Origin of the sequence: Echinicola rosea, assembly GCF_005281475.1 — a bacterium.
Taxonomy (GTDB): Bacteria; Bacteroidota; Bacteroidia; order Cytophagales; family Cyclobacteriaceae; genus Echinicola; species Echinicola rosea.
The window spans coordinates 3,455,108-3,472,544 of the sequence record NZ_CP040106.1 but is presented as its reverse complement, the minus strand read 5'-3'; the positions used below and the strand labels follow the sequence as shown (position 1 = coordinate 3,472,544).

The 17,437-nt window shown below is 43.4% G+C and carries 15 protein-coding genes and 1 riboswitch; of the genes, 10 read left to right on the top strand and 5 right to left on the bottom strand.

The features are described 5' to 3' along the window. Positions 1 to 50 precede the first annotated feature (50 nt). The 5 genes from FDP09_RS13810 to FDP09_RS13790 form a co-directional block, all read right to left on the bottom strand. The gene (locus FDP09_RS13810; RefSeq protein WP_137403224.1) at positions 51 to 1,193 is read right to left on the bottom strand and encodes a PKD-like domain-containing protein; all 1,143 of its coding nucleotides are present in this window, start codon (positions 1,191 to 1,193) and stop codon (positions 51 to 53) included. An 18-nt stretch (positions 1,194 to 1,211) separates the two neighbouring features. Further along, entirely contained in the window at positions 1,212 to 2,366 is a 1,155-nt protein-coding gene (locus FDP09_RS13805) for a DUF5074 domain-containing protein (protein WP_137403223.1), read from the bottom strand. Position 2,367: 1 nt separating this feature from the next. Next, complete coding sequence (locus tag FDP09_RS13800) at positions 2,368 to 4,422, bottom strand: TonB-dependent receptor (RefSeq protein WP_222840287.1); 2,055 nt, start codon at positions 4,420 to 4,422, stop codon at positions 2,368 to 2,370. A gap of 237 nt (positions 4,423 to 4,659) precedes the next feature. After that, positions 4,660 to 4,860, bottom strand: a riboswitch (cobalamin riboswitch). A 102-nt stretch (positions 4,861 to 4,962) separates the two neighbouring features. After that, complete coding sequence (locus tag FDP09_RS13795; RefSeq protein ID WP_137403222.1) at positions 4,963 to 6,711, bottom strand: ABC transporter ATP-binding protein; 1,749 nt, start codon at positions 6,709 to 6,711, stop codon at positions 4,963 to 4,965. Between the two features lie 66 nt (positions 6,712 to 6,777). Next, positions 6,778 to 7,446, bottom strand: a complete 669-nt coding sequence (locus FDP09_RS13790; RefSeq protein ID WP_137403221.1) for an MCP four helix bundle domain-containing protein — start codon at positions 7,444 to 7,446, stop codon at positions 6,778 to 6,780. A 563-nt stretch (positions 7,447 to 8,009) separates the two neighbouring features. Between FDP09_RS13790 and FDP09_RS13785 the strand changes: the two genes are divergently transcribed. The 10 genes from FDP09_RS13785 (at position 8,010) to FDP09_RS13740 (ending at position 17,388) form a co-directional block, all read left to right on the top strand. After that, a complete protein-coding gene (locus tag FDP09_RS13785; protein ID WP_137403220.1) occupies positions 8,010 to 8,510 on the top strand; it encodes a hypothetical protein in 501 nt (166 codons plus the stop codon). Positions 8,511 to 8,532: 22 nt separating this feature from the next. After that, positions 8,533 to 9,402, top strand: a complete 870-nt coding sequence (locus tag FDP09_RS13780; protein WP_137403219.1) for a pirin family protein — start codon at positions 8,533 to 8,535, stop codon at positions 9,400 to 9,402. A 234-nt stretch (positions 9,403 to 9,636) separates the two neighbouring features. Continuing rightward, the gene (locus FDP09_RS13775; protein ID WP_137403218.1) at positions 9,637 to 10,377 is read left to right on the top strand and encodes a hypothetical protein; all 741 of its coding nucleotides are present in this window, start codon (positions 9,637 to 9,639) and stop codon (positions 10,375 to 10,377) included. A 136-nt stretch (positions 10,378 to 10,513) separates the two neighbouring features. Then, on the top strand, positions 10,514 to 11,125 hold the full coding sequence (locus FDP09_RS13770) for a fumarylacetoacetate hydrolase family protein (protein WP_137403217.1): 612 nt from the start codon (positions 10,514 to 10,516) through the stop codon (positions 11,123 to 11,125). Beyond that, positions 11,112 to 12,980: a M23 family metallopeptidase gene (locus FDP09_RS13765; RefSeq protein WP_137403216.1), complete on the top strand. Its 1,869-nt coding sequence runs from the start codon at positions 11,112 to 11,114 to the stop codon at positions 12,978 to 12,980. The genes FDP09_RS13770 and FDP09_RS13765 overlap by 14 nt, the downstream gene beginning before the upstream one ends. Before the next feature lie 66 nt (positions 12,981 to 13,046). Then, the gene (bcp, locus tag FDP09_RS13760; protein WP_137403215.1) at positions 13,047 to 13,496 is read left to right on the top strand and encodes a thioredoxin-dependent thiol peroxidase; all 450 of its coding nucleotides are present in this window, start codon (positions 13,047 to 13,049) and stop codon (positions 13,494 to 13,496) included. A gap of 10 nt (positions 13,497 to 13,506) precedes the next feature. Continuing rightward, positions 13,507 to 14,358 (top strand): transketolase, encoded by an 852-nt coding sequence (locus tag FDP09_RS13755; protein WP_137403214.1) that lies wholly within the window; start codon positions 13,507 to 13,509, stop codon positions 14,356 to 14,358. Between the two features lie 71 nt (positions 14,359 to 14,429). Further along, positions 14,430 to 15,398: a transketolase family protein gene (locus FDP09_RS13750; RefSeq protein WP_137403213.1), complete on the top strand. Its 969-nt coding sequence runs from the start codon at positions 14,430 to 14,432 to the stop codon at positions 15,396 to 15,398. Positions 15,399 to 15,496: 98 nt separating this feature from the next. Further along, on the top strand, positions 15,497 to 16,420 hold the full coding sequence (locus FDP09_RS13745) for a DUF6807 family protein (protein WP_137403212.1): 924 nt from the start codon (positions 15,497 to 15,499) through the stop codon (positions 16,418 to 16,420). Between the two features lie 164 nt (positions 16,421 to 16,584). After that, a complete protein-coding gene (locus tag FDP09_RS13740; RefSeq protein WP_137403211.1) occupies positions 16,585 to 17,388 on the top strand; it encodes a helix-turn-helix domain-containing protein in 804 nt (267 codons plus the stop codon). Positions 17,389 to 17,437: the final 49 nt, after the last annotated feature.

The window sequence follows — 17,437 nt, the reverse complement described above, 5'->3', positions numbered from 1 at the left end:
ATTTTTTAATAGATGAATAGTTGATATTTGTACTTCTTTTAAATAGGGTCTTAATTCCCTTCCAGGTTGAGATCTGTAAATCCGGCGATTTCAGTGGAAACCTCTCCTAACCAGCCTCCGGCGGCAAGGTTGCAGTTATAAACTTTCACAAAATCGATTCCCTGAAGTTCTACAGCGTTGCCATCCTGGTCACGGGCCCAACTGATGTCCATTTGGCCTGCTTCCGAATTGTTAGGCCAATTGTCCACATAACCCCACTCATAGGCCGGGTTTACCCAATAGGATCCATTCCCGGATTGGTCAAAAATATTGGACGGGATATAAGTTCCCCTAAAGGTGATTTCATCTCCCGTCCAGCCTGGAAAATAACTCTGGCGGTGAAAGCTGTTTTTAGGCACAAACCCAGTTTGCCCCTGGTTATCCTCCCAAGCGATATAATCCTGCTCATTGGGATCTTCAGGTTCGGAAGAAGGACGGGAATAAGTGACTTCATAGTCCTTGATCACGCCTTCATGGCCATGGGCAGAACCGTATAGCTCAAACCATTCATCATCCGGCAATCCGTTCCCATTGGTATCTTGTGCCACCATAACAATGGCCGGCTCCGACCAATTGTTAAAAGCGTTTCCCAGCACGATGAAATCATTGCCCTCGCGATTGATCACTGTATAGTCAAAGCCCATGGTGGCGAACCCACCAAAACTTCCCAGACTGATCAGCGACCCGTTTTTGAGTGTTGCTTCAGCCTTTTTCAAAACGCTATCCGCAGAAATCCCTTCTTCCCAAGCAGGAAGTTTATTGACAAACTGGCCGGGTGCCGGTAAAAATTCGTATAGCCTTGTGAGGTTATTGGTATAGGTGGTATCCTTGATCGTCAACACCATATCCGAAGAGATAGATCCTATGGTATTGGTGGCCGTAAACTTCAGATGGTACTCTCCTGGTTCGGCGAAAGTGTACATCAGGTCTTTGGATTGGGAAATCAAGCTGCCTTCCAAGATCCACTCATAGGTCACATCTACCTCATTATCCATGTCTGGCTGAATCCTGGCCCAAGACATTTTATTGTAGCTAAATCCATTTTCCGGTTCTTCGATAGTGAACTCAGGTGCTTTGGGCCCGTTGGCTTCATTATCATCCATACATGATGCCAGCAATCCCAGCAGCGCAAACGACAGTATCGTCTTTTTCATTTTATTGGTTTGATTATATTAAAACTTGGTGTTTTTCTTGGATACAAATGCAAAATGGGCCGGAATATCCCCAGTCACCTGCTCAAACAACAAACTGTCTGATGTAGGGTTATATGCGTAGAGTCTGCCTGGTGACACATAATCACCTGCATCTGTGATATAGATGTTTTTGGAAACAGGATCCACAGCAACCCCATAAGGCGTCTTGATCTTTTCGATCAATTCATGGGGGATAAAGGGCTCAGCCAAAACCTCCTTGGTCTGGGTATTGATCATGGAATAGTGGGTAGTCCATTGTCCAGTATAATAGCTGAACTCAGATCCAATCACATAGGCCGTATCTCCTTGTATGTCCAAATTGGCACAGGAAAGATCAAACTCATGGGTTACCGCATCGGTTTCGGCATCGATGATGTACAGGTCTGAAGGAATGTCATAATAGTCCCCTCTGGAACTGACATAGATATTCCCGTGACCATCAGCCCTTACCCGATGGAGATTGATGGCCACATGGATATCCCTGATCTTTTGGAAACTGTCAAGGTCGATTACCGAAATGGTATTTTCATAATGTGGAGGACTATATCCACCCGAATTGGCGATATACAACTTACCATTCGAAATAGCCATTTCCTCAGGTTGCCTACCCACTTCAATTTGGTCCACCAGCTCCAGATGGGTCGTGTCATATTTGGCGATAAAACCATTGGGCTTATCAGGACCAAGGGAAACCTCACCATCATAGGCACTTATATAAGCATAGCCATTAGCAAAGGCCACATAACGGCAGTTTTTGGAATCCAACACCTGTATTCGTTCGGTAGTGGCCACGTCCATTACTTCCACCTTATTGGAGCAATTGATCACGGCATATAACTTATCACCATAGACACCAATATCATTGCCCACATCTCCCAGTCCAAGCGTTGCAAAGGGATTAGCAGCACCGTACACATTCCTACTATAGACACCAGAAGCATAATCATAATAGTCCAAAGAGGCCTTGTTCATATTCATATTGCCTTCATTGAGCAGGTAAAACCCTTCAATGTAGGAAACTTCCTGTTGGGGCAATTCTTCTTTTTCTGGTGGGGCAATGGACTCCTCTTCCCTACATGAGGAAAGGATCAATCCAATTACCAAGGCCAAATAAAGCCACTTGTATTTTTTCATATCAAACATTTACGGACAGCTTTAAGCGGTAATTCCTTCCCGGCATGGGAAAATTCAGTACCACGTCATAATATTGGTTGAAAATGTTATTCACTTCCAACCCCAGATTGCATTTGGTCTTCCCAATTGCCTTGTTCCAGCTCAATCCTAAATCACTGGTGTACCAAGGCTGTACATGATTTACCGGGATATTTGCTTTTTGGCTGTAACGTTCACCGGTATAGATATAGCTGTAATTGAGTTGCCAATTATGATAGGTGGCAGAGGCAGTAAACGAGCCACTGTGGACAGGGGTGTAAGGAATCTGGTCACCATAGACCGTACTTCCTTCAGTGATGTCAATGGCATGCTGAAAAGTATAACTCAGCCCAAAATCGAGCAAAACTCCTTTCGTAAACCCCATTGTCACGTTTGCATTGGTCTCCAAACCTTTGATTTCTACCTTTCCCAAGTTCATCATGGTCCACCTGAACAGATTGGCCGATGGCATAGCCACAATCTTATCGGTCACCTGGTTATAATAGGCATCCACTTGGACATTAAAGGCCTTCCAGAACCCTTCCGCGGGTTCATGGTACCAGGTAGCGCCCAAATTATACTGTTCGGTAAACTCCGGCCTCAGGTAAGTATTGCCTACAAAAGTGTAGTACAGGTCATTAAAAGTGGGCATCCGGAAGGATTCCTTATAAAAGGCCCTGAGCCGTAATGCTTCATATCCGCCAAAGGGCTGATAGGAAACAGAGATCACGGGACAAAATACCTTTTGATCGTCACCCTGCTGGTAATATTCGACCTGTTCATCCACATAGGCTCCCAGCAGATTAGTCTGGATTTCTAGCCTGTCCCACTCCATCGCACTGGAAAGGGCCAAATAATAGGAATAGCGTGTCGGGTACGCAAATCGGTAGAGGTTCGCATCCAACGCATTGTATATTAAGTCACCGGCAAGGGAAACATTCCACCAAGAATTGACCCTGTATTGATTTACCAGAGAGGCATACAGCCCGTTTTGGTAATACCGGTTGTCAAGCGCTCCTTCAATGGTCTGATAATCAGGATCCACATACCGACTGTAATCCCTACTGTATTTCACATTAAAAAGCATATCATGCTTGTCAAAGAGCGACTTTTGCAATTGTGCCTGTATAAAGAAATTTCTGTCCCAAAGTCGCTGATAATGACTGAATATATTGGCCACAATGGCACCAGGAAGCCCCCTTTCGGAATCATAGTAGTAGGCCTTGTATGTGGCCTTCCCCCCTGACTTAAACTCCTGATAAAGGGTCACTTCGCTTCGTATCGAAGTGATATCACCATTTTGCCGAACTGCAGTGGTATCATAGCCTCCTTCCTTTTGGTATCGGTAGTTGTACTTTCCATTGGCCCTGACAAGCTCCACATTTGCTGCCAAGGAAAACTCTTTTCCCAAATGCCTTTCAAAAAGGACAGATGGATTGACCAGTCCAAATGAACCTGTCTCAAAAGAACCCTTGACACGGGATTTATCTTCTTCGGATAGCTTAGGGCTTTTGCTTTGCATATATAGAGCATTGGATGTGAAAAAACCTTTGGCGGGCTGGAAAATAGATGATTTCTGGCCATTATAAAGTTCGATGGCCTCGATATTGTCCAAGGAGAATTTTCCCAAATCCACTTGGCCATTTTGGGCGTTGGCTATAATCACGCCATCATAAAACACACTGGTATGCGCGCTGCCCAGACTTCGTACATTGACAGTTTTTAGTCCTCCGATCCCTCCATAGTCCTTTAACTGAACACCTGAAAAGTAACGAACTGCATCAGCCACAGAAAAACTGTTAAGCTGCTCCAGATCTTTTCCGCGGAGGATTTGAGCGGGCATGGGGGATGTCAGGTCAAATTTAGTGCGGCTTGTCCATACCGTCACTTCATCAATATCATAAACCCGGGCCGTGTCCAGGGGAATAAGCTTCTGCCGGACACTATTATCCTGGGCATTTCCCTTGAGAGAAATGATTAAAGACAGAAAACTGATCATCCAATACCAATTCCTTTCCGGAATAGGGCCAACCTTCATACCACTATTTGTTCAAATCAAATAGCTTCCAACGAAATAAACTGAATTCAAATTGATCAAGGCCCTTAAATGACAAGCTATCTTTTCTATGGGACAGCAACATCACAATACCATCTTCACTTATATGTGGTAAAACACAGTGAAAGTACCATTCTCTGAAATTGAGAAGGGCAATAACCAGTTTTAGCGATGAATAGACCACTCATTTGTTTTCAAGCTTTAATCCCCGAAAGCGTTGAATTATTTAGGATATTGGCAAGTATTCTGACTTACTCGCTATGCTCCGGCCTTCCCTTCTGACGAGACAGAAAGTGACCCTTAAAATTTGGAGCTAGCTTGTTGAGCTTACAGCTGCGGGACAGTTCCGGACTTACACCGGATTCCAGTTTAATTTCCAAAGGGCACGCCCAATGGAAAACCAATAATGCTGCGAAGATAAATCGCTTTTTTAGGATAAAAAAGGTTTATGAAAAGTTTGCTGTTCAGAAAATAAGAATGGGGCACCCATACAGGACGCGTAACTTTTCGTTCTCTGCCCTCTTAAATTCTAGCCTGATAGGTGTAAAGCTCATAGTACCTGCCTTTCTTCTCCATCAAGGCCTCATGCTGACCACGCTCGACGATCTCACCTTTTTCTACCACTAAAATCTGGTCTGCCTGGCGAATCGTACTCAGACGGTGGGCGATCACAAAAGAAGTCCTTCCCCTCATTAGCTTCTTGAGGCTTTCTTGGATCAAAGTCTCACTTTCTGTATCAAGGTTTGAAGTGGCTTCATCCAAGATCAATATGCGCGGATCTGCCAAAATAGCCCTGGCAATCGCGATCCGTTGTTTTTGTCCACCGGACAGTTTTACACCGCGTTCACCAATCATCGTATCCAAGCCGTCCTCAAACCGATCAGTAAATTCATGGACATGTGCTGCAAAGACCGCCTGCATGAGTTGTTCCGTAGTCGCATCAGGACGGGGGAAACGGATATTTTCCCGAATAGTTCCTTCAAACAGGAAATCATCCTGCAGCACCACCCCTAACTGGCTTCTATAACTTGACAAACTGACTTGCTGAAGATCTTGTCCATCTACGGTTACCAAACCGCTGTTAGGGGAAAGAAATGACGCCACCAAGCCTGCCACGGTCGTCTTACCAGATCCTGAAGTCCCCACCAACGCCGTCATGGTACCGGCCGGTGCTTGGAAACTCACTCCCTTGACCACATCTTTACCAGGTTCGTAAGCAAAACGAACGGCTGTAAATTCCACGTTTCCCTTGATTGCAGGAAGCTGGATGTTCCTTTTCCTTTCATCCTCTTCCAATGGGATGTTCATGATTTCTTCCGTACGATCCAGACCAGCAAAAGCCTCGGTGAGCTGACTGCCGATATTACTCATCTGTACGATCGGGGCGATCATAAACCCTAGATAGAGTGTAAAGGCCAAAAAATCCCCAAAGGTAAGCTCACCGTTCATGATCATATAGCCACCGATTCCCATAATTCCAGCTGATGCCAATCCCAATAACAAAGTAGCGGCACTGGTCACCATACTGGTGGTAGTCAAGCTGGATTTGATGTTGAGGTATAATCGTAATACCCCATCTTCAAACGTCTTTACTTCTTGGGCTTCTGCATTAAAACCTTTGATGACACGGATACCTCCCAACGTTTCGGTAAGTCTTCCCGTCACATCAGCATTGATTTTTCCCCTTTCTCTAAAAATAGGCCTAATTTTGCCAAAAGCCTTCAAGGAAATCAATCCGAAAATAATTACCGGTACCAACACGTAAAGGGTCATCATCGGACTGATATAAATCAACAGCCCTAGGCAGATCACAGAAGTCAACACCCCTCCAATCATCTGTGCCAACCCCGTACCCACTAGGTTACGAACACCTTCAACATCTGTCATGATCCTGGAAACCAACTCCCCTGTTTTGGCGTTGTCAAAGAACCGCAGGGGAAGACGGATTATGTGGCGTTGAACCTTTGACCTTAACTTGGCAATGAGGTGCTGGGCTTCCACACTGAGAATCTGTGTGAGCGCAAAGCTCGTAACCGCTTGAATCGCCACCGCGGCTCCTACTGCAATGACCAACCACTTCAATAACTGCATGTTATTGTTTGGAATCACCTCATCCATCAGGTACTTGCTGGCGCCTGGCAAAACCAACCCCGCAAGACGACTGATGATGATCAAAAACAAGCCTATAAACAATTGTTTTCGCCTTGGCCAAATAATGGTTTTGAAGACGTGGCCTATCGTAACTTTTCTTTCTTTCTTTTCCGTTGACATAATAACTCATAAAAATAGGGCAATTCCCAACGAAAATTGCCCCTTTAAAGTTCTTTCTAATGCTATTTAATTCCAGTTTGGACGTTGTCTTATCTTACTCTTGCTTGATATCAATCCAAAAACCAAGGCATTGATCACCAATCCAAGTACCACTAAAATGGCCGTTTCAAAGCGTGTGAGAATGGAGCTGCCAGCCATGATCCGTTTGGAATCGTCATTTACCTGCTTCCCCACTGTCAACTGAATATCCGAAAGGGTCTTCAGATCCGTTGATGCCTTACTTATCAATTCACTGAACCTTCCCTTGGCCAGTTGAAAATCAATGGTCTCTTTATCCCCTTTCTGGATAGCATTTTCTACAGTGTATAAAGCATCAATGTTGTTCCCGAGTGCAGATAGTGCTGTGGCTTCTTCCGGAGTAAGGTAAGTAGCCTCAAAAGCTACCATGATATCATCTATTTCTGCATTGAATCCATCATTTACCACCTCTAAACGCTCGAAATCCGACTGGTCATTACATTTATCGATGAGTCGTTGTTTCTTGTTGAGAAAATCCGATAAATGATAAATATAACTCTCAGGTAACAACCTGTCCTGATAGATAGTCGAACAGGAAGTGGTGAGCTCAGATACATTTTCTTCATCAAGCATATTCTTAATGAAAACCGAAACGAACAATACCATTAATAATACGGCAATAGTCATTCTGCTTTTTATACTATAAATCCATTTCATAACTCATGCGCTATCTTAAGGATACAACGTTCATCCAAGACTTTTTGCTCCATCTTAATTTAAACATTTTTTCCTGATTAACAATTAATTAACAAACATATTATGTTTTACGAAAATCTACTACAAGAGGTGTCATTTTAGACCGTGTTTAATAAGTATTTTGCTATTGAAATAATCATAGAATGACTAAAAACACACCCTAAAATGAGTAATTATCGACCATTTTAGCCCCCCATATTACCCCACACAGATCTCATTAACCAATAAAAAAAATACTTAAGCTACCTAATTTAAAAAGCACACTAACCCACTAATTTTGAAACAATTAAGATTTTTATGTTAATTTTTATTAACCCCAAAAAAAGACATATAAACCAGTTTATTTGATTCGAATTACATTTTACCAGCAACAAAACCCCGAAGCAAACAAATCAATTATAATTTTGAACATAAAACGTATAACTATTCTAACTTTCAAATTTCATATCATACATTTTTTTAGTCATCTTTGTGTCCACATGGTTAAAACTATCGTAACCTATAAGTAACAGAACGACAAAACTATGCAGGCAAAAGATTTTATACAACTACTTCAGCTGACACCCAAAATGCCCGTCAAAGTAGAATATCTTCCTGGGCTATTCACCAACGATGGCTTTGGTATATCTAAAATTGATTTCATCAAAGATCAATCGATTCGAGTATATCTGTCCGAATCCGAAAAGGAGACTTCGAACCCTCCTCTTCATACAGACGACATCCAGGGTCACTTGACCGAGGCAGTTGGGAAAGTAGAAGACATGGGAGACATAGAGATTACTGTAATTTATGGGAATCAAGAAATTGGAACCGCTGAATTGGACATTACAGAAATCGAGATATTCCAAGGTACCTTCACCTTGAAACTATATTCCCTAAATAATCTTACCAAATCCAAAGCCCGTCAGGAAAAACAAAAAAAAGAAGAGATCCCTCAAAAAGGCAAACGTTTTTTCTTTACTGCCATAAGGAATTTTCTCTTCCCCCAACCATTGGTACTTAAGTGGAATATGGCTAAATTATAGTCCAATTCCAACATAACGTAGCATGTCCAATACAGACCTAGTAATACCTGAAAGAAGCCGTGACATTGGCGACTTTTTAGTCGGGCGTCTATTGCCCTTTAGAAAAAAACGGATGGTGGGACCATTTGTGTTTATTGACCATATGGGGCCATCGGAAATCAAGCCGGGGCATTATATGGATATCGGCCAGCATCCCCATATTGGACTATCCACGCTTACTTTTTTGCTCGAGGGAGAAATGATCCATGAAGACAGCTTGGGTACAAAACAACTGATCGCTCCAGGGTCTGTAAACTGGATGACAGCAGGTCGCGGTGTGACCCATACCGAAAGGACTCCTCCGGAAATGCGTGATGGCAACACCTACCCCATCCACGGCTACCAAATTTGGGTAGCACTGCCAAAGGATAAGGAATTCATGGAGCCCCAATTTCACCATATTGACGCCAAAGACCTTCCGCACTGGCAGGACCAAGGAGCCTCCTTTACCTTGGTAGCCGGAAAAGGCTATGATAAATCTTCTCCAGTCCCCGTACATTCTGATCTTTTTATGATCGACATCAAGACCTCCGAAGACTATGAACTGGAGATCGTCGGACACTTGGAGGGAGAGATCGGAATTTGTATCGTCACGGGAGAAGTCAATGCCTGCGACAATGTAGTAGGAAAAGACAACCTGTTGGTTTCCAAGATCGATGACCAATGCGCCCTGCGCATCAAGAAGGATAGCCATATCATCCTGTTTGGGGGGCCAGCATTTCCTGAAGAACGCTTCATCGAATGGAATTATGTAGCCAGTGACAAAGCCACCATCGAAGCAGCCAAAGCAAAATGGAAAAGTAAGGACTGGCCGATGATTAAAGGAGATGACTCCTATATTCCATGGCCCTAGTCTCAAGTCAAACCTAAACCTACGTGTAATCAGGTGCATCTTTTGACCTATCTCTACGATGCGAAGAGACTTCCTTAGCTTCGGACAGGGGTGTTTTTTGTGCCTTGACCTAGCCCAAAATCCCCTACCACCTTACCCGTCATTTAAGCGTGGACTTTTCGTTAGGCTAAAGTCACCATCTTCGGTTTTAAAACTGAATCTAAAGACCAAAGAAATAGCACATAGGAAACATGAATGGTTGATATTAAAATGGACAATTGCAAAAACATACTGCCCCTCAGCTTACTTCTGAGCTTTATATTTTTGTCAACTGGATGCATCAAAAATGAAAGTGATTTAATCAGCCAAGACTGCAGCTCCCATTGTGCGACACTAAATGGTAACATTACCACTGGCAACGGTTTGATCCCTTTCAAAAACAGAGATATAGAAGTAATTTGGAAAAACACCATCTATTTAGGAGGTGGTGTTATCAGGACTAAAGCCAAGACAAAAACTGATGACAGCGGATACTATGAGCTAAATTTTAAGGTAAGAGAAGATGAGATGGAAAGTGGCTACTTTATGATCAAAATCCCCATCGATCAAAACTATTTAATCTGTGGAAGCAATGAATCATATCATCGTTTTGCATTCTTTGAATTGAAAAATGACACCACCATCACTACTAATTATGGGATACCTTATAAGGCGACTTTAAAAGTAAATTCCAATGGTGCCTCAAAGTTGGCAGATCATGACTATTTTTCATTTACCACGATGTCTCCTACTGGAATCAATTTTGACTCACATTGCGGCACCATAATAGACTGGAGCAACAAGAATCCAGACCAAGAATATATTATTGACGTGGCCGCAGAGCAACCAGTGATCGTAAGAATGGGAATTAGAAAAGGCGATCAATATTTTAGTAAATCCGACACACTTCGTTTAGAAATAGGAGAAAAACTCGACTATATAGTTGAATTCGATTAAACGTGAAAGGTATTGACAAATTAATTTATCCTTAATACAGGTAACAAAAGCATTTATTATCCACCCCAAACATTTTATTAATCCGCCCTTATACTGTTTATTTGTGAAAACTTAAAAAATCGAACACTAACTTTTCATGAAGATTATAGCCATAGGGCGAAATTACGCCAAACACATCGAAGAATTAGAAAATGAAAGACCTGATAATCCAGTCGTTTTTCTCAAGCCTGACACGGCGCTCATAAAGAACAACCTTCCTTTTTACCTGCCTGAATTTTCCAACGACGTCCATCATGAGGTCGAGCTGGTACTGAAAATCAACAAAGAAGGGAAGTTCATCAAAAAAGAGTTTGCGCACCGCTATTTTGGGGAGATCGGCATTGGCATTGATTTTACAGCGCGGGACATTCAGCAGCAATGCAAAGAAAAGGGGCTTCCATGGGAAATTTCCAAGGCATTTAATGGCTCAGCACCTATAGGAAATTTCCTGCCTGTAAGTGATTTCAAGGATTTTGCGGACATTAATTTCCACCTTGACATCAATGGTGAACTCAAGCAAAAAGGTAACACCTCTATGATGCTATTTGATTTTGGAGTGATCATTGAATATGTTTCCCAGTTTTTCACGTTGAAAAAAGGAGACCTGATCTTTACCGGCACTCCTGCGGGGGTGGGAAAAGTAAATACAGGTGATCGGCTTGAAGCCTATATAGAAGACCAAAAACTAATGGATTTTGAAATTAAGTAGTTTACTCCTACTGCTGTTTATCTGTACATCAACGGGCAATGCGGTATTGGCCCAAATAGAAAAAGGGTACTACCAGTTTCCCATAAAACCCGGCGAGCGGAATTACCTCTCAGGAAACATGAGCGAAATCCGCCCCAATCATTTCCACAGCGGTATCGATATCAAGACGGACGGACGTCAGGGATTGCCTGTATATGCGGCTGCAGATGGCTATGTCTATCGCATGAAAATCTCCAGCTATGGTTATGGCAATGTGCTCTATCTCAAACATCCAAATGGCCAATACACCCTCTACGGTCACCTTAAAGACTTCAACGCCCGAATCGCTGATTTCATGTGGCATAAAATGGCAGAAGCAGAGGAAAATGACCTACAGATCTATCCCGACGCCATGGCGCTACCGGTCAAAAAAGGAGAGATCATTGCCTATTCCGGCAATACGGGCAGTTCTGGGGGGCCTCACCTTCATTTTGAAATCAGGGATTCATTGGACAGGGCACTTGACCCACTGAAATTTGGATTTAGTGAAGTCAAAGACAGCACCTCCCCCACTGTCAGGGCTGTGGCCATTACCCCCCTGACACTGGAAAGTAGGATCAACGGAAAATTTGAACGGACGGTCCTTCGACTCAATTACCGGGACAATAAATTCGTAGTGGACGGAAACATTTCCATCACCGGAAAAGTGGGCATCGAAGTCAGTGGATACGACAAGCTGGATGGAGCCTATAACCCCAATGGTTTCCCGCATTTTGAAATTTACGAGGAAGACCAAAAGACTTTTGATGTTAACGTTGACAAGATTGACTTTAACTTGGGCAGGTTTCTATTGACACATACCCATGAAAATCGTTACACAAAACTGTACACTACACCTTTCAATCAATTCGATTTCTACAGTCCTGATAGCCTATTCAGCGGTGCCATCGAAGTGACTGCCGATAGCATCAAGGATGTAACCGTCCGGTTGGAAGATGTTTTTGGAAATGAAAGCTTGCTCAAACTCAGTTTCAAAGGGGAAAAGAAAACCCACGAGGTGGGCAGTTACAGTGCAAGCCGTAAAAGGGTCGAGTACATCCGAAACTGGATGATCATTAGAGCGAACAAGACAGATGGGCACAAATTGGCCAAATTTTACGTCAACGGCATGATGATGGACGTTATGATGTCTTATGAAGACCCCAGGTTCAGGACCTATATTTGGGACATGGATTTTGGACTTCCGGATTCTGTAGATGTATGCTCAGAAATGATCGAACCCGAACTACAGGCCAAAATCCCATTTGACAAGGAATATTATTTCAGCGATGGCCATACGGCCATCCATTTTCCAAAGGATGCCCTTCTGGAGACCTTATTTCTCCATACCGAAAGAAGCACCTATTATAATCGCCCAGCTGTAAAAGTCAATAACGACCGGGGCGATTATCTAAGGAATGAAATAGAAGTAAGCATGGACGTCAGTGAATATGATGGCCCCAGAGACCATGTGTACGTGTACCAGTTGTATGCAAATGGCTACAAGCGCTTTCTCGGGGGCAAATGGAATGACGGCCAAGTCACCTTCAAAACGAAATATTTTGGTACTTTTGTATTGGTAAAGGACGAAACACCTCCCAGTATTCGTCCCATCCGTATCAACTCCTCAGCGTTGCGCTTTTCGATAAGAGACAATCTATCAGGTATCAAGCGGTTTGAAGCCAGGATTGAAGGAAAGTGGGTGATCATGCGGTATGAACATAAAAATGGTGTAATTTGGACGCAAAAGCAGGACAAGGCACCTTTCAAAGGCCAATTTGAGCTAAAAGTCACTGATAATGCCGGTAATCAGGCAGTTTTTAGCAGGAAACTTTAGGTTTTTGGAAAATATTTCAGAACTTTAAATGTCAAAAAAACACTTAAACCTATAAAACACTCATTTATGTCACTGGAAGTAGGAAACAAAGCCCCTGATTTTGAGGCAAAAGACCAAGATGGCAACACCATAAAACTGTCCGATTACAAAGGCAAAAAGGTGGTGCTGTATTTTTATCCAAAAGACAACACCCCTGGATGCACCGCGCAGGCCTGCGATCTTCGGGACAATTACAATGCCCTTTTGGATGCAGGATATGTGGTATTGGGCATCAGCACGGATTCTGAAAAATCACATAAGAAATTCATCGAGAAGCACGAGCTTCCCTTTCCGCTGATTGCCGATGAGGACAAATCAGTACACGAACTTTACAATACTTGGCGGGAGAAGAAAAACTACGGCAGGACCTATATGGGTACTGTCCGGACCACTTTTGTCATCGATGAAGAAGGCAATATCGCCGATATCATCGAAAAGGTAAAAACCAAAGAACATTCAAATCAAATACTTAAATAATTCCTTTAAAATGGAAAAACTATCAACCGAACAACTTAAAAAAACCGCCTCACAGGTGAGACGGGACATTGTGCGCATGGTGCATGATGTACAGTCAGGACACCCTGGAGCATCCTTGGGATGTACAGAATTCTTTGTTGCCCTGTATTTTAACCAATTAAACCACAATAAAGACTTCTCAATAGAAGGAAAAGGAGAAGACCTTTTCTTTCTTTCAAACGGACATATTTCTCCAGTTTGGTACAGTGTTTTGGCCAGAAGCGGATATTTCAACATTGATGAGCTCAAGACATTCCGTAAAATCAACAGCCGTCTTCAAGGCCACCCGGCTACTGAAGAGGGATTGCCAGGCATTCGTATTGCTTCTGGTTCTTTGGGCCAAGGGCTATCTGTGGCTATTGGAGCTGCCCAGGCAAAAAAAATAGACGGCGATGACGGTGTCGTGTACGCCCTGATGGGTGACGGCGAGCAGCAAGAGGGACAAATCTGGGAAGCGGCCATGTACGCTCCTCACCATAAAGTGGACAACCTGATCGCTACCATCGACTTCAACGGTCAACAAATAGACGGTCCTACAGATGCTGTCATGAACCTGAAAGATTTAAAAGCAAAATGGGAAGCCTTTGGATGGGAAGTAATCGACACCCTGAAAGGCAATGATATGGAATCGGTAGTTTCCAGCCTTGAGTATGCACGAACCCTTTTGGGTAAGGGTAAGCCGGTATTGAACCTGCTCCACACTGACATGGGCTATGGAGTGGACTTTATGGTGGGCACACACAAGTGGCACGGAGTTGCTCCAAATGACGAGCAATTGAAAGATGCACTTGGTCAGCTGGAAGAAACCCTTGGCGACTATTAAGCATCAGGATATCGATCCTGTTATTTAATATGACCGATTCAACAATTATTCAATTCAACACTTGACCGATCATGGAAAAGACTTTAGATACAAAATTCACCTATACAGAAAAAAGCGACACCCGCTCCGGCTTTGGTGACGGGCTGTTGGAAGCTGGCCGCAAAAACCCTAATGTCGTGGGGCTTTGTGCCGATCTTATTGGATCCTTGAAAATGGGCGCTTTCCAGAAAGAATTCCCCGAACGATTCTTTCAGGTAGGGATCGCAGAAGCCAATATGATGGGCCTTGCCGCCGGGATGAGCATCAATGGTAAAATCCCTTTCACAGGTACTTTTGCCAATTTCTCTACTGGCCGGGTTTATGACCAAATTCGCCAATCCATTGCCTATTCAGAGAAAAACGTAAAAATATGTGCTTCCCACGCCGGATTGACCCTTGGCGAAGATGGTGCCACGCACCAAATCCTGGAAGACCTCGGCATGATGAAGATGTTACCAAACATGACTGTCATCAACCCATGTGATTACAACCAAACCAAAGCAGCAACCATGGCCATCGCTGATTATCATGGCCCTGTTTACCTGAGATTTGGCCGTCCTAAATGGCCTATCTTCACTCCTGCCGACCAGAAATTTGAGATTGGTAAAGCTTGGAAAATGATCGAAGGCAAGGATGTAACTATTTTTGCAACTGGCCACTTGGTATGGGAAGCGGTAGTAGCCGAGGCCATGCTAAGAGAGGAAGGAATCAATGCAGAAGTCATCAACATCCACACGATTAAGCCGCTGGATACTGAGGCTATCTTGGAATCAGTTGCCAAAACTGGCTGCTGCGTGACTGCTGAAGAACACCAGTACAACGGTGGCCTTGGTGATAGCGTCGCCCAGACCTTGGTAAGGAACAATCCTGCCCCACAAGAGTTTATCGGCGTCGATGATTCCTTCGGCGAATCCGGCAAGCCAATGGAGCTCTTGGACAAATATGGATTGGATGCCAATAACATCGTTAAGGCAGCCAAAAAAGCCATCAGCAGGAAATAAATTCCGTTAAATTTTAAATATGTAGCAGCAAATTGGTTTATCCGGTTTGCTGCTTTTATTTTTATAGGCAATTGATTCATCAGCATTTGACCTAATCCATGAAAACCATTTTAAATAGCGCTATTTTATTTTTAGGACTAAACCTACTATTCTCATGTACCCATGCACAAAAGTTCTCCTTTGAAAAATCTGCCGAAGGAATAATGCTTACTGAAAATGGACAGCCGAGGTATTTTTACCAAACAGCCCCCAAATCCCTTGACGGCAATTACCCCAGGGCCAATTACGTCCATCCACTTTATGGACTGGATGGAGAAGTGCTAACGGAAGACTTTCCTGCCGACCATTTACACCACCGCGGCATTTTCTGGACCTGGCATCAGCTCTATGTCAACGGAAAACGAATCGCCGACCCTTGGTTTTGCGAAGGCATTTCGTGGAAGGTCATTAATTCCGAAGAAACCATCCAAGGCCCACAAGCAACGCTCCAGTCCACTGTCCAATGGCTGGCAGATAGCTTGCAAAACACACCTGTCTTGGAAGAGAAAGTTAAGATTACCTTCGAACGACTGGAAGCTGACGCATTTTCACTCACATTTGACGTCACGCTGACATCATTAGTAGAAGGTGTGCAACTCGGTGGATCGGAAGATGCCAAAGGATACGGGGGCTTTTCGCCCAGAATCAAGCTCCCAGATGATGTTACTTTCCACTCAGAAGGAAAGTCAATCTCACCTCAGAACCTCCCTGTCCAAGCTGGTCCTTGGATGAATCTCACCGGCACCTTCGACGGTACAACGTCATCGAATATTACCATTATGGGAGAACCGGATAAGCTTCCTTCCTACCAAGGATGGATACTGCGGAGCGCCAACAGCATGCAGAACATTGCCTTCCCGGGAAAGGAACCTATCGCTTTACCAAAAGGCGCTCCACTTCACTTTAGAAATATGATTTTGGTGCATAGACAATGTAGCACGGAGGAAATAGATGAATATTATCGCCAATTTAGACAAGACTAGAGGTGCCAGGAGTAATGCTCTGAAGAATCAAAAAAGCTATATACAAGGGGAAATTGCTCCTTTTATTTAACTGTAACAGTATAAATCCCGGTTACCATTTATAAAATAATCATTTTCCAATTGAAATTTCCTCGTAATTTTGCGGGCTCATCATCACCCTAATCATGGAAATTGGTTTAAAGAAAAAGCTTGAGGACGAACTCGTACTGAAGGTTTCACGCATGAAACCGATTATCAAACCAACCAAACCACATAAGCACGCTGGGTATCATGAATTGATTTTTCTCTCCAAGGGAGCTGGCCAGCACACCATCGGAGACGAGGCTTTTGATGTCGTTCCGCCAACGGGTTTTTACCTTGGGCCAGGCCAAGTTCACTGTTGGGACTTTTCTAAAATCCCGGAAGGCTATGTCATCCTCTTCAAAGAAGAAATCCTCTCGCTCTATCCAAAAGCACAAAGCTATCTCTTTGATTTCCCAAAGCAATTCAACATTCCGGATGAAAGCGATTTTTTCCACTTATTGGACACGTTTTTCGCGGAGTTTAAGGCAGGTAATGAAATGGATTTTCTCGCGGCTTACCTAAACTTGGTGATTATCAAAAGCAGTTCTATTGCCCAACAAAACAAAAACAACACTCCAAGCGTCACCAAGGAATTTGCCGCATTCAGGCAATTGGTCAATGAACATTTTACGGAAATCAAAAATGTAGAGTCTTATGCCGATATGCTCCATCTTTCGGTCAAGAAACTCAATGAAATCTGCAAAAGTGCTATAAACGCTACCGCAAGAGAAGTGATCAAGGAAAGAATACTTATTGAAGCAAAAAATCTATTGACGCACACCAACCGGAACGTCTCCGAAATTGCTTTTGAACTCAACTTCACAGATTCCTCCAACTTTGTGAAATTCTTTAAAGGGCAAACCACCTTAACTCCCTTGGACTATCGATCTAGGGCAATTGGATAATACTACCATAATCGGACAATTTTTACCGTAAAATCCATCAACCGTTGAG